Here is a 13,559-nt window from a genome sequence, read left to right as displayed (position 1 = left end):
GGCGGTGATCGGGGGATGGACACCGGGGAGGATTCGTTGCGCTCCGATCTGATCGATCTGACCGACGTGGACCTGGCCGCGCTGGACGCCGTACCGAGCGAGGTGCTCCTGGCCGCGTTGCGCCGGTTGCAGCGCCGCAGCGTCGCCGCCGGCGACCAGTACGCCGGTTTCGAGAGCGCCATCGATGGCGACGACTGACCGCGAGGACGCCCCGGTCGTTCCGGGTGACGTCCCGCAGCAGCGACCGGCCCGTGGCCATGCCGGCCAGCCGGGCCGGGAGGAGACGGTCGGCACCTGCACCATCGTCTCGTTCGTCTCGCCCACCAGCGGCACCGGACGCAGCAGCGCGGTCGCCAACATCGCCTGGATCCTCGCCTCCAACGGCAAGCGGGTCCTCGCCGTGGACTGGTGCACCAAGACACCGAGGGTCTACGACTACCTGCGCTCGTTCCGCGTGGACGCGGTGCCGGCCGCCGGGGTGCTCGGCCCGGAACTCGCCACGCTGATCAGCCCGCATCCGGACGCGCACCCGCGCAACGCGCCGACGACCGGGCCCACCGGGCCGGAACAGGGCATGCTCTACCGGTACGCGATCTCCGGGTCGAGTTTCGGGTTCGAGATGATCGGCATCAGCCTCGACGCCAACGCCCTACCCGAGGTCGATCCGGTCCGCGCCCGGCAACTGCTGCGACATGGCGGCTACGACTACGTGCTGATCGACACCCCGGTCGACCTCACCCTGCCCGGCATCACCTACACCGCCATGCTCAGCGACGTGGCGGTGGTGTCGATACCGCCTCGCCGGCAGGCGATGCAGCAGGCGGCGGACCTGGCCGCCCAGCTCCAGCGCGAGGCCACCGGCGGCATCCGGGTGCTCGCCGCACCGACGCTTCGCGATGTCAGCCAACCGTGGTACGGACCGGCCCGCGACTCGGCCCGCAAGGCGTTCGCCAACCTGCTCGACGAGTCGACCACCGGGCTGTCCGGTGCCTCCACCGTGGAGATCGTGGAGGTGCCCGAGCCGTCGTACGACACCTACGACGACGTGCTGGCGGTACTGGCCGACACACCGGGCAGCGACAACACCCTCCTGGCGGCCTACGAGCAGATGGCCTCCTGGATCAGCGGGGGCGCGGTGGCCCGGGTGGCCGACGTGCCCGAGCGGATCCGTCGCCGCTATCGCCGGGGCGTGCTGCTCGACCCGGCCGACGGCGCCGACGAGATCCAGGTGCTCTACGAGCCCGTCGACCGGCCGTTCGCCGACTGGATCGCCGGACAGTTGCGCCGGGCCAACACCCAGGTCCAGCGGTACGTCGTGCGGTCGGGACCGGCGCCGGCCCACGACCCGGACGCCACGGTGCTGGCGATCCTCTCACCGGGCGTGATGCAGGCCCTCGACACCGCGGCGTCGGCCACCGACGTCGAGGTGTTCGGCGTGCTGACCCGCGGGGACGCGCCCGAACAGCTGGATCCGAGCCGGGTCATCGACCTGCGAGCGGTCGACGGGGCGCGGGCCCAGCCGCTGCTGCTCAGCCGGCTCGGCCTCATCGCACCCGGGCAGCCTACCGGCGACCTGCGGACCGCACCGCGCTACCCGTACGAAGCGGACCGTCGGCTGCGGACCAACCTGCCACCGCGTAACGAGTCCTTCGTCGGTCGCGGCGAATACCTCGAACGGCTGCGCGACCAGCTCAGCGACGGCAGCGGCCCGGTGACCCTGACCGGCGGCGCCGGAGTCGGCAAGAGTGAGATCGCCCGGGAGTTCGCCCACCGCTTCGCCTACGACTACGACGTGGTCTGGTGGATCCCGGCGCAGGACCGGGAGACCGTCCAGGCGGCACTCGGCGAGCTGGCGCAGGAGATCAACGTGGCCGACAGCGTCGGGGCGGCGGAGGCGGCGGTGGCCGCCCTGTCGGCTCCGCGCAGTGCCTTCGCCCGCTGGCTGTTGATCTACGACAACGCCGACGACGCGGAGGTGTTGGCCGGACTGCTACCCCGTCCGGGCGTCGGGCACGTGCTGTTCACCTCGCGGGACGACGGCTCCTCGAACCTGCCGGCACCGCTGGAGGTGGCGGCCTTCACCGGCGACGAGAGCACCGCGATGCTGCGGCGGACCCTCGGCATCAGCGCCGAGGACGCCCGGGCCATCGCGGCCGCGGTGGAGCACCTGCCGCTGGCGTTGCGGCTGGCCACCGCGTGGATCCGCGAGCGTACCCGGGCTCTGGAGCGTGCGGGGACGCCCAACCTGGAGGCCGTCGGCCGGTGCGTCGCCGAGTTGCTGGACGGGCTGCGGCGGCACTCGACCGAGGAGGAACCGACCGAGCGGATTCCCGGCTCCCGCACCTCGACCGTGGCCCGGATGCTGGACATCACCCTGGCCACCCTGCGGGAGACCGAGTTCGGGTCGCTGGCCATCCGGGTCGCCGAACTCGGCTCGTTCCTCTCGCCGGAGGGCATCGGCTTTCCGCTGCTGCGGTCGGTGCCGATGCTCACCCAACTCGCCACCGCCGCCGACCTCGACGCGGAGGAGTTGCTGCTCGACGCCGGAGAGGTCGACCTGGTACTCACCGTCGGCGCGCGGTTCGCCCTCTTCGACATCGACTGGGGGAGGGGCGCCGCGCTGCGGATGCACCGGGCCATCCAGGTTCTGCTGCGCGAGGCGATGCCCGAGCCACAGCGCCGTGAGCGTCATCGCCAGGTGCTGCGCGGGCTCGCCGGCTACGCTCCGACGGACCCGGAGGCCGACGACCGCCGCTACCTGCCTGTCTTCGAGGAGTTGCAGCGCCACCTGGTGCCCTCCGGCGCGTTGACGGCCGACGAGGCGCCCGTGCGGCACTGGGTGGTGAAGCAGGTCCGCTACCTGTTCTTCTTCGGCGACAGCGACGCCTGGCAGTCCGCGGTGCGGCTGGCTCAGCAGGTCTGCGACCGGTGGACGGCCGACGGCGAGTTCGACCAGTTGACCATGCGGCTGTTCGTCCAGACCGCCAACCTGCACCGGATGCTGGGCAAGCACCAGGAGGCGCTGCGCCTGGACGAGCGGGTGCTCAGCGAGCAGCGCCGCCGCCACGGGCTACGACACTTCCGGACCCTCATCGCGGGCCGGGGCCGCGGTGGTGACCTGCGCGGTCTCGGCCGATTCGAGGACGCGCTGGTGGAGGACCAGGCGACCCTCATCGGCTACCAGGAGGTGCTCGGCGACGACCACCCGAACACTCTGATGGCGATCAACAATCTCGCCACCTCCTTTCAGCTGACCGGCGACGCGCGGGAGGCACTGCGGCTGGCCCGTCACTTGTTCAGCCGGCGGATGTCGCTGTTCGGGCCGGAGGAACCGGCGACCTGGCGGGCGTCGTGCCTGGTGGGGACGCTTGAGCGGGAGGCCGGCGAGTACGACCTGTCGCTGGCCACCCTGCGTGAGACCCTGGAACGGGTGCACGAGCTGCGCTCCGCCAGCCACCTCGACGAGTTGCGCGTCAACCGGAGCCTCGCGGTCACCGAACGCCGGCTCGGGCTCGCCATCGCCGCGAAGAAGCGCAGCATCGAGACCTTCCGGGGCTACCGGGACCGGTTCGGCGAGGACCATCCGATCACCCGGTCCAGCCTGCTCAGCATGGCCGTGGACTACTACCGCGCCGGCGACGCCGGGATCGCCGTCGAACACGCCATCCGCTGCCTGCGGGGCTACGAGCGGCAGTTGGAGGCCGGTCACCCGTTCACCGCCGTCTGCTCGGTCAACCTGGGGTTGTTCCAGCGTGGGGCCGGGGAGTACGACCAGGCCGTACGGGACGGCGAACGGGGCCTGCGTACGCTGCGCGCCCGGCTCGGCGACACCCATCCGTGGACGCTCACCGCCGCCACCGCCCAGGCCGGTCACCTGGCGGTCCGGGGCGACTTCGCCGACGCCGTCCGGATCCAGGAGGACACGCAGCACACCTGCCTGCGCTACCTGGGCCGACGCCATCCCTGCACGGTCGACGCCGTCGCCAACCTCGCGGCGATCCGGGCGCTACGCGACGGTGCCCCCGACGCGGGCGCTACCGCGCTCACCGACACCGACATCGACGTGCCAAGAAGCTGAGGAGTGGACAGGTGACGGATCCGCAGCTTATCGACGCGCTGGTGGAGGAGTCGGCCGAGCAGGACGTGCCCGGGTTCCGCAAGAAGCGCAACCTGTGCCGGGAACTACTTCTCGGCGACACCGGCATCTACCACATCGCGCACTACACCGGCGGTGTGCTCGACTTCGCGCTGGACATCCTGGACCATGCGTCGACGCCGCCCGCACTCGACGGTGCCGAGCCCGCGCAGCGCCGCGAAGCGCACCGCCGGGCGGGTGCCCAACTCGTCTACCGGGCGGCCGACCTCAGCCGGCGGGTGTGGGAGCTGCAGTGCGGCGGGCTGGTTCGGCTGGCCGTCCAGACCCGCACGGATCTCGTCTTCTGCAACACGGTGACCGGTGGCGAACACGTGGTGGGATTCGGATCCCTTCCGCCGGCCGGCTCCGAGGCGGTCGCCGACCCGTCCCGGGCGAGCGGCATCGACCGGGCGGCGGCCCAGCTCGCCACCGCGCTGCGTCAACTGGTACGGCTGCCGTCGCAGAACCCGGGCGGCTGGCTGACCGCCGGTGACGCCCAGGTGCCGGTCGCGGCGTCGGCCGCCGACTTCATGGCGTACGTGGTCGGGTCTGCTGAGTCCGGCGGTCTGCTCAGCACCACGTTGCGGCCGGCCGGGCTGCACTATCTCAGCCACCACCGGGCGGGGGAGCAGACCGCCGCGGCCGACATCCTGCGGCATCCGGAACTGGAGTCCTTCTTCAGTCGCGGGGTCACCGTGGCCGGTCGGCGGGCCCGCTACGAACGTCTGGCCGGGGACCTGTCCCTGCTGGCGTTGCAGGTCAGCCGGGACCTGCGCCGTACCGTGGCCGGTGAGGCCGAACGTCTGGTGCTCGACCTGGAGATCGGTGCGGTCTTCTACTACCTGCTCGCGCCGGAGGAGTACCTCTTCGGCGTCGCGCTCGACCAGGACTGGGTCACCCAGGCGGATCTCGACATGTCGGCGGTGGGCCGGCAGCTGGCCCGGCTGGACGTGCCGACCGGCAGGTGAGCCGGGGGCTCGCGGTGCGCGACGGGTGTGCTCAGGCGTTCACCAGCAGCCGCCGCACCCGTGCGCTCAGGCCGTCGAACACCGACCGTGCCTCCGTCCAGCTGCGCGAGCGCTCCGGCGGCTCCGTCGGGTCGCCGTCACCCGGTACGGCCAGGTCACCGAGCACATCCAGCTGGAACAGCGGCAGATACTCGGCGATGCCGTCGTAGGTTTCGCAGAGCCGGTCCAACCGGTCCAGGTCCCCCGGACGTGGGGCCCGACGGTGCCCCTCGTACCACCGTTCGACGCCGTGGCGGAACGCCTCGATCAGCCGTCGCAGCACCATCGAGGTGCCCAGCGCCCGCTGCACGTCCCGGGAGCGCAGGCCCGATCGCAGCAGCGCGGCGTTCTCGACCGCCTGCCGGATCTCGGTGCCCGCCGGGGCGAACGCCTCGCGTAGGTGGCGGTCGAAGCCGGTGAGCTGGTCGAGCGCCTGGATGGCGTCGGCGAAGAGCCGGGCGACCGGGCCGGGCAGCGGGGTGGACGCGACATCCGGTCGCCTCGGGGGATGCTCCCTTTGCACCGGACTCCGCAGATCGTGGCGCAGGTCGTCCCGAATCTCGTCCAACTGGTACGACAGCCGCTCGATGGAGCGTTGGGCGTTCGTCTGCTGACGCTGGATGCGCTCGACGCGCGTGCGCACCGAGGTCAGCGTGTCCGCGCCGAGCGCCTGTTCAAGCCGGCGCAGAGATGCCTTCACGCTGCCCGACAGGTCCTCCGGAAAGGACTGCGGCTCGTAGACGATCGGCTCCACGCTGAACGTCTCGGCGAGGTCGGCGGCGAACTCCGCCGGCAGGTGCCCGACGACGACCAGGATGACCTCGCTGTCCGGCACCGCTGCCCGGATCGCCACCACCCGGCGGTTGAGGGCGTCGACCTCCTCGGACTTGAGCACCGACTCGGTGAGCAGCACGCAACAGCCGGCGTTCCGTTCCTCCAGCGGCACCCAGAAGTCGACCGGCAGGTCCCGTAGCGAACCCACCAGGTGGTCCCGCTGGTACGACCAGCCGTCCTGGGTGAGCACCCGCCGCACGTCGGCGGCCACATCCTGCCGGCTGGCCAGGTCGAACTGGACCCGTACCGCCTCGCGGACCATGAGGTGGGTGACCGGCGTGTCGGCCTGCGCCGCCCGCTGGTACAGGTGGTAGCACAGCCGGATCAGTCGGCGGGGCACGCCGTCGGTCAGGTTGGTGAGGTACTCGGTGGTCTCCACGGTGAAGGGGGCGAGCCGTGCCTGGCCGAACGTGCGCAGCTGACTGCGCCGGATGAAGTCCCGCACGTCCCGCGCGCTCAGCGCGGACATCCGCACGATCGGCCCGATCCGCTGCCGCACGTCCGGGCTGAACAGGTGCAACATGTCCGGCAGCCCGGCGATCACCAGGAAGGCGCCGGCGGCGGCGAAGAGCTCGATCAGGCGGGAGAACCGGGCCATCGTGTCGTCACCCGGGCCGCCCGCCGCCGACAGGAACTTGTCCACCTCGTCCAGTACCACCACGAAGCGTCCGTGGCGCTGCCCGCACAGCAGGGCGAGCGCACCCAGCACCGCCACCGCGTCGGACTCCACGTCGACGCGGGCGGGGACGCCGGCCGCCGCCAGCGCCGGCCCGGGCGGGTGACCGGTCAGCCAGTCCCACGCTGTCGCCTCGGTGGCGGGATCGAGCAGCATCGCCAGTACCGTGCCGACCGAGGGATCGGTGGTGACCGGGGCCAGCTCCGCCCGGAGCCGCTCACCGAGCCACCCCGCTGCGGGCGACCCGTCCGGCGCGGTCACGGCGGGTGACGCCGCCCGGTGGTCCTCGACCAGGGCCCGCACCGCGTCGCGAGACAACCGACCGAGCAGCTGGCGGCTCAGTGACAGGAACGTGTCGGCGGGTGCGTCGAGGTAGACCGCTCGGATCGCACCCCCGGTGCTCTCCTGAGCGTGGGCCAGCAGTTCGGCGGCCAGATGGGTCTTGCCGGTGCCGTAGTCACCCACCACCGCGACCGTGCCGCCGTCGCCGCTGCGCAGGTAGTGGTCCAGATGAGCGAGGGCGTCGCGGATGGCGGCGGTGGTGACCGTGGTCGCCTGCGCCCGGCCCTCGGCCACTCTGGCGACCGCGGTCGGAGAGAACGGGTTGACCGGGACGACCGCCGGTGGATCTTCAGTTGCATCCATCTTTCTGATCCTCCGGTAGCTCTGGTCCGGGCACCAGGAACTCCCACGGCCCGGGCAGGCACTGCTCCTCCGCGCCTCCAGGGCGTCTTCAAATCGTAGCTGTCAGTGGCCATTCCGGCGGACCTCCGAAGGCGACAGATCGGTCTCACCTGCGAAAAAGGCCCGATCGGTGGGCCGCCGGTCGGCGCGACGGCGGGCCACAGCCGAGGGTCCGGCAAGCCGGCCGGGTGGCGGGCGCATCGCAGAATGGTCCGCATGCGAGCGGTGATGTTCGACGCGTACGGGCCGCCGGAGGTGCTCACCCAGGTCGAGCTGCCGACGACCGGTCTGGTGACGAACAGTCTGCTGACGCTCGGCACCGCCCTCACCGGTGGTCGACGGGTCCGGACCGGGATGTCGGTACGCAAGCACGCGGCCCTCGCCGCCCTGCGGGACCTGCTCGCCGAGGAGCGGCTTCAGGTCGTCATCGACCGCAGCTACCCGATGACCGAGATCGTCGAGGCGCACCGGCACGTCGACGCCGGACACAAGGTCGGCAACGTCGTGATCGACGTTTCGCCGGCCCGCGATCGCTAGTCCGGCCGGCCGGAGATCGGCGCGAAACAAGAGAAACGCATCGATGTAACTGCCGCCTGGGATCGTCGGGCTTCGATCTTGCGTGGGAGGTGCGGTGACGATACCGACGACGCGGCGGCAGTTCCTCCAGGCCGTCGGGGTGTCCGGCGGGGCGGGCGTGCTCTACGGCACGATGGGTGCGCTCGGGCTGGCGCCCGCCGCCCAGGCGGCACCACCGTTCCGGGCACCGAACCGGTCCGACTTCACGCTGACCGGCCGGTCGGCGAAGTCCGTGCTGGTGCTCGGGGCCGGCATCGCCGGCCTGGCCACTGCGTACGAGCTGGGCAAGGCGGGCTACCGGGTGCGCATCCTGGAGGCGCGTGACCGGCCCGGCGGGCGCAACTGGACGGTGCGGGGCGGCACCACCGAGACCGACCTGGACGGACGCACCCAGCGGGCCCACTTCGCCGACGGGCAGTACCTCAACGCCGGCCCGGCCCGCATCGCCCAGCACATGGTGACCCTCGACTACTGCCGGGAACTCGGCGTGCCGATCGAGATCTTCGGCAACCAGAACGCCGACGCCTACTACGTCAACGAGAACGCCGGGGCGCTGTCCGGCCGGCAGATCCGGCACCGCGAGGCCAAGGCGGACGTCTACGGGTACGTCTCCGAACTGCTCGCGAAGGCCACCGACCAGGGTGCGCTCGACACCTACCTGACCGGTGAGGACAAGGAACGGCTGTTGGAGTTCCTGCGCGGGTTCGGCGCGATCGGCGGTCGGGTCGCCGACGACCCGGCGGCCAGCTGGCGGTACGCGGGCACCAACCGGCGCGGCTACCTGGTCGAGCCGGGCGCCGGCTTCGAGGCGGGCACCCCGAAACTCACCCCCTACCCGCTGACCGACGTGCTGGCCAGCGGCATCGGCCGGTACTTCTCCTTCGAGTTCGGCTACGACCAGGCGATGCTGATGTTCCAGCCGGTCGGCGGGATGGACCGCATCGCGTACGCCCTCGAAGCCGCCGTGGGCCGGCGCCTCGTGACCTACGGCGCACAGGTGCGCTCGATCTCCAACACCGGCTCCGGGGTCAGCGTGGTCTACGACGGGCCGGGCGGCCGGCCGCGCACCGCCACCGCCGACTTCTGCGTCTGCACCATCCCACCGCAGGTGCTGGCGAAGATCCCGGCCAACCTCACCCAACCGGTCCGGGACGCGCTGGCGTACCCGGTCCCGAACGCCACCGGCAAGATCGGCCTGCAGTACCGGCGACGGTGGTGGGAGCAGGACGAGAACATCTACTCCGGCATCACCAACACCAACCTGGACCTGGCCACGATCTGGTACCCCTCCTACGGCTACCACGGCGCGAAGGGCGTGGTGGTCGGCTACTACAACTTCGGTGCCAACGCCCAGGCGTACGCGGCGCTGACGCCCGCCGAGCGGGAGGCCCGCGCCGTCGCGCAGGGCGTGAAGATCCACGGCGAGGCGTACCGGACGGAGCTGGAGACGTCCTTCTCGGTGGCCTGGGACCGCACCCGCCACTCCGAGGGCGGCTGGGTGTCGTGGCCGTCGCGCACCAGCGGCCAGTACGGCCGGCTGCTGGAGCCGGACGGCCGGGTCTACTTCGCCGGTGACCACCTCAGTCACTACATCGCCTGGCAGGCCGGGGCGTTCGAGTCCGCCCGCAAGGTCGTCACCGACCTGCACGCCCGGGTCATGTCGAGCTGAACCCCGACATCTCGGCCCCGGGGAAACGGCGCCACCTGCGAAAAGTGCCCGGCCGGTCGGCACGTCGCCGGCCCTGGTGATCGACTTTGTCCAATAGCATGACGCGCATGGTCGTAATCCGGTGGCTGGTGCGATGACCCAGCCGGTCCCCGGTGCGGCCCGTCCCGCCGCGTGGTGGCTTCGGGTCGTCTTCGGGGTGATCGGCCTGATCGCCTCGGTGCTCGGTTACGTCGGCCTGGAACGCCTGTCGCAGGCACGCCCCGAGGCCATCGCCGACCGGTACGACATCCTCTACTACGACCTGCAACTGTTCTTCCTCAGCGCCGAACTCTTCGAGCAACCCGGTCCGTATCCGTGGCAGTTGCAGGTCGCCCGGTTCATGGCACCGCTGTTCACCCTGCTGGCGGTGGCCGAGGCCGGTCGGCTGCTGCTGGCCACGGAGATCCGGCGGCGGCGGGCCCGGCGGGCCAGTGGCCACGCCGTCGTCTGCGGCGACTCGCAGTTCGCGCACATGCTCGCCGACCGGCTGTACGCGGACGGTGGCCGGGTGGTCGTCGTACGCTCCGAACCGTTCGGGCCGCTGGAGTACCGCCGACGCCGCTACCTCGGTGTCGTCGGCGATCCGACGAACGTGGAGGTGTTGCGGGGTGCCGGCCTGCCCCGGGCGCACACCGTCTACGCCTGCACCGACGACGACGACCGCAACCACGCCATCGCCAACACCGCCAACCGGCTGATCCAGGACCGTCGCCACCCGCCCCGGGTCTACGTCCAGGTCCACGACCCGGAGATGTGCCTGTCGTTGCAGGCCCGGCGGCTCGGCGCCGCCGGGTCCAGTCGGCTGCGCCTGGACTACTTCCACGTCGACGACATCGCCGCCCGGGCCCTGCACCGGCACCATCCGCTGCCGTCGGCACCGGACCGGCCGACGACGGTCCTCATCGCCGGCGACGGCAGCTTCCGCCGGGCACTGCTGGTGGAGACGGCCCGGCACTGGCGGGCGCACCAGGCCGACCAGGGCGGGCCCGACCGCCGGCTGCGGGTGGACCTGGTGGCACCGGACGCCCGCGCCGAACTCGCCCTGGCCACCTCCCGTTATCCGTTCCTCAGCGAGGTCTGCCGGCTGGCCGGGTACGACCGGGACATCGCCGGCCTGGTCGGCCTCGACCATGTCACCGCCGAGGGCTACGACCGCATCTATCTGTGCGCCCCCGACGAGATCGGCGGCCTGCGCTTCGCGCTGGACACCCCCGCCCTCTGGCGCGGGACGCGCAGCATCGTCTTCGTGCCGGTCTACCGGCAGGCGGCGCTCGCCGCCGCCTTTCACGGCGACGCCCGCCACGACCTGCTCGACGAGGTGCACGGGAAGCTGCGGCTGTATCCGGTGCTCACCCATGCCTGCGACGCCGGGCTGATCGCCGAGGACCTCACCGAGCGGCTCGCCCAGCAGATCCACCTGCGGTATCTGTACGCCCAGCAGCGAGCCGGGCTACGCCTCGGCGACGCGCCCGCCATGGTGCCCTGGTCCCGGCTGCCGGAGTCGCTGCGCCGCGCCAACCGCAGCCACGTCCAGGACATCGCGGCCAAACTGCTGAACCTGGGCTGCGTGGTGGCCCCCCGGCACGGTGGCGCCGGTGACGCCTCGGCTGCCGGGCGGGCCATCGACGACCGGATCGAGCAACTGGCCCGGCTGGAACACGAACGGTGGTGCAGGGAACGGCGCTCCGAGGGCTGGACGTTCGGCGAGCCGCGCGACGACGCCCGGCGCCGACACCACCTGCTGCGGCCGTGGGACGAACTGTCGTCGGCCGCGAAGGAGCAGAACCGGGAGGAGATCCGGGCGTTGCCCGACGTGCTGTCCGACAGCGGATTCGAGTTGATCCGGCTGGGCCCCAGCGTGCCAGTCCAGCGGGGAGGCTCGGCCGATGCCGCCTGAACGCGAACCGGTCCGCGTCGGGGTCACCGGCCACATCAACCTGACCCCGGCCACCGAGCGGCTGGTCGCCGAGGCGATCCGCCTCGAACTGCGCAGGATCAGCGACCGGCCGGTGCACGGTGTCACCTGCCTGGCGGCGGGCACCGACCAGATCTTCGCCCGCGCGGTCCTGGACGGCGGTGGCACGTACGAGGTGGTGCTGCCGGCTCCCGACTACCGGGACACCATCGCCCCGGCGGCCCGGAGCAGCTTCGACGAGCTGCTCGGCCGCGCCACCCGGGTGCTGCACACCGGCCACCGCACCTCCGGCACCGCCGCGTACGTGACCGCCAACCGGGAGCTGCTGTCGCGGGTGCAGCGGCTGCTGGCGGTCTGGGACGGCGAACCGGGCTGCCACGACGCGTCGACGGACCGGACCGTCGGCTGGGCCCGCGAGCGGGGCATCCCCACCACCGTCATCTGGCCCACCGACGCCCGGCGGTCCCGCTCGGGATGAGCCCCCGGTGGCCGGTGCTGTCCGTTCCGCTGATGCCAATTCGTCGTACCCGGGGAGTAGACCGACCAGGACCGGTGTATGTCCGGTGCGGCGACCGCCCGCCGGCCCGACGAAGCGAGAGGATGCTCAGATGAGTGGTGTACGTGTGCTGGTGGGGACGCGCAAGGGTGCGTTCGTCCTGACCGCCGACGGCAGGCGCGACAGCTGGACGGTCGACGGGCCGCACTTCGGGGGCTGGGAGATCTACCACCTCACCGGGTCGCCGGCCGACCCGGACCGGCTCTACGCCTCACAGTCCGGCGGCTGGTTCGGGCAGCTGATCCAGCGCTCCGACGACGGCGGCCGGACCTGGACCACTGTCGACAACGACTTCGCCTACACCGGTGACGTCGGCGATCACCTCTGGTATGACGGGACGCCACGTCCGTGGGAGTTCAAGCGCATCTGGCACCTCGAACCGTCCCGCGACGACCCGGACACCGTCTACGCCGGCGCGGAGGACGCCGCGCTCTACGTGTCCACCGACGGCGGCGGCAAGTGGACGGAGCTGACCGCCCTGCGCACCCACCCGAGCGGGCCGTCCTGGCAGCCCGGCGCGGGCGGCCTGTGTCTGCACACGATCATCCTGGACCCGGCCCACCCGGGTCGGATCTACACCGCCATCTCGGCGGCCGGCGCGTTCCGCAGCGACGACGGCGGCACCAGCTGGCTGCCGATCAACAAGGGGCTGCGGTCGGGGGAGATCCCCGACCAGGACTCCGAGGTCGGCCACTGCGTGCACCACATCACCCAGCACCCGTCCCGGCCCGACACGCTGTACATGCAGAAACACTGGGACGTCATGCGCAGTGACGACGCCGGAGCGAACTGGCGCGAGGTCAGCGGCAACCTGCCGTCGGACTTCGGCTTCCCGATCGCGGTGCACGCCCACGAACCGGAGACCATCTACGTGGTGCCGATCAAGAGCGACTCCGAGCACTACCCGCCGGAGGGCCGGCTGCGCGTCTACCGCAGCCGCACCGGCGGCGACGAGTGGCAGCCGCTGACCGACGGGCTGCCGCAGTCCGACTGCTACGTCAACATCCTGCGCGACGCGATGGCCGTCGACACGCTCGACCCCTGCGGCATCTACTTCGGCACCACCGGTGGCCAGGTCTACCGCTCCGCCGACGGCGGCGACAGCTGGGCGCCGATCGTCCGGGACCTGCCGCCGGTGCTCTCCGTGGAAGTCCAGGTGCTGCCGTGATCCGGGTCGTCCTCCCGGCTCACCTGAAGACCCTCGCCGGGGTGACTGGCGAGGTGCGGATCGAGGTGGCCGGCCCCGGGCCGGCCACCCAGCGCCTGGTGCTCGACGCCATCGAGGCGCGCTACCCGATGCTGCTCGGCACCATCCGCGACCGGCACAGCGGTAAGCGCCGCGCCTTCGTCCGCTTCTACGCCTGCGAGGAGGACCTGTCCAACTGTCCACCCGACACGCCCCTGCCCGAGCGGGTGGTCGCCGGCGAGGAGCCGTTCATCGTCCTCGGCGCGATGGCCGGCGGATGAC

General features: G+C 71.8%; 9 protein-coding genes and 1 pseudogene. 9 read left to right on the top strand and 1 reads right to left on the bottom strand.

Translation table 11 applies throughout. The features are described from left to right. The first annotated feature begins 15 nt into the window (after positions 1-15). The 3 genes from fxsA to O3597_RS10495 are packed head-to-tail and all read left to right on the top strand — an operon-like array spanning position 16 to position 5,103. Positions 16-198 carry an FxSxx-COOH cyclophane-containing RiPP peptide gene (fxsA, locus tag O3597_RS10505; protein WP_281604006.1) on the top strand — a complete coding sequence of 61 codons (183 nt, stop codon included), beginning with the start codon at positions 16-18 and terminating at the stop codon, positions 196-198. Further along, positions 185-4,078: an FxSxx-COOH system tetratricopeptide repeat protein gene (gene fxsT, locus O3597_RS10500; RefSeq protein ID WP_281604005.1), complete on the top strand. Its 3,894-nt coding sequence runs from the start codon at positions 185-187 to the stop codon at positions 4,076-4,078. Before fxsA ends, fxsT begins: the two co-directional genes overlap by 14 nt. Before the next feature lie 11 nt (positions 4,079-4,089). Further along, a complete protein-coding gene (locus O3597_RS10495) occupies positions 4,090-5,103 on the top strand; it encodes a hypothetical protein (RefSeq protein ID WP_281604004.1) in 1,014 nt (337 codons plus the stop codon). Positions 5,104-5,134: 31 nt separating this feature from the next. Here O3597_RS10495 and O3597_RS10490 read toward each other — a convergent pair whose 3' ends face one another. Further along, a complete protein-coding gene (locus O3597_RS10490; RefSeq protein ID WP_281604003.1) occupies positions 5,135-7,297 on the bottom strand; it encodes an AAA family ATPase in 2,163 nt (720 codons plus the stop codon). 312 nt (positions 7,298-7,609) lie between these two features. Between O3597_RS10490 and O3597_RS10485 the strand changes: the two are divergent. The 6 genes and pseudogenes from O3597_RS10485 to O3597_RS10460 form a co-directional block, all read left to right on the top strand. After that, a pseudogene (locus O3597_RS10485) lies at positions 7,610-7,873 on the top strand (zinc-binding dehydrogenase); the annotation flags it as partial. Positions 7,874-7,967: 94 nt separating this feature from the next. Further along, positions 7,968-9,581, top strand: a complete 1,614-nt coding sequence (locus O3597_RS10480) for a flavin monoamine oxidase family protein (RefSeq protein ID WP_281604001.1) — start codon at positions 7,968-7,970, stop codon at positions 9,579-9,581. A gap of 133 nt (positions 9,582-9,714) precedes the next feature. Further along, a complete protein-coding gene (locus O3597_RS10475) occupies positions 9,715-11,517 on the top strand; it encodes a RyR domain-containing protein (protein ID WP_164446857.1) in 1,803 nt (600 codons plus the stop codon). Continuing rightward, the gene (locus O3597_RS10470; RefSeq protein ID WP_281604000.1) at positions 11,507-12,013 is read left to right on the top strand and encodes a hypothetical protein; all 507 of its coding nucleotides are present in this window, start codon (positions 11,507-11,509) and stop codon (positions 12,011-12,013) included. The genes O3597_RS10475 and O3597_RS10470 overlap by 11 nt, the downstream gene beginning before the upstream one ends. A 130-nt stretch (positions 12,014-12,143) precedes the next feature. Continuing rightward, positions 12,144-13,259: a sialidase family protein gene (locus tag O3597_RS10465; RefSeq protein ID WP_281603999.1), complete on the top strand. Its 1,116-nt coding sequence runs from the start codon at positions 12,144-12,146 to the stop codon at positions 13,257-13,259. Further along, positions 13,256-13,558, top strand: coding sequence for a MoaD/ThiS family protein (locus O3597_RS10460; protein ID WP_164446854.1), 303 nt, complete (start codon positions 13,256-13,258; stop codon positions 13,556-13,558). The genes O3597_RS10465 and O3597_RS10460 overlap by 4 nt, the downstream gene beginning before the upstream one ends. The last annotated feature ends 1 nt before the right edge of the window (position 13,559 follow it).

It is taken from the genome of Verrucosispora sp. WMMA2044, from assembly GCF_027497155.1.
GTDB classification, from domain to species: domain Bacteria; phylum Actinomycetota; class Actinomycetes; order Mycobacteriales; family Micromonosporaceae; genus Micromonospora; species Micromonospora palythoicola.
This window is presented reverse-complemented; position numbering and strand designations above follow the sequence as displayed.

What these genes read in the sequence shown, in the direction of transcription:
- O3597_RS10490 (WP_281604003.1), bottom strand. Translation starts at nt 7,297, where the DNA reads ATGGATGCAACTGAAGATCCACCGGCGGTCGTCCCGGTCAACCCGTTC.
- O3597_RS10470 (WP_281604000.1), top strand. Translation starts at nt 11,507, where the DNA reads ATGCCGCCTGAACGCGAACCGGTCCGCGTCGGGGTCACCGGCCACATC.
- fxsA (WP_281604006.1), top strand. Translation starts at nt 16, where the DNA reads ATGGACACCGGGGAGGATTCGTTGCGCTCCGATCTGATCGATCTGACC.
- O3597_RS10465 (WP_281603999.1), top strand. Translation starts at nt 12,144, where the DNA reads ATGAGTGGTGTACGTGTGCTGGTGGGGACGCGCAAGGGTGCGTTCGTC.
- O3597_RS10475 (WP_164446857.1), top strand. Translation starts at nt 9,715, where the DNA reads ATGACCCAGCCGGTCCCCGGTGCGGCCCGTCCCGCCGCGTGGTGGCTT.
- fxsT (WP_281604005.1), top strand. Translation starts at nt 185, where the DNA reads ATGGCGACGACTGACCGCGAGGACGCCCCGGTCGTTCCGGGTGACGTC.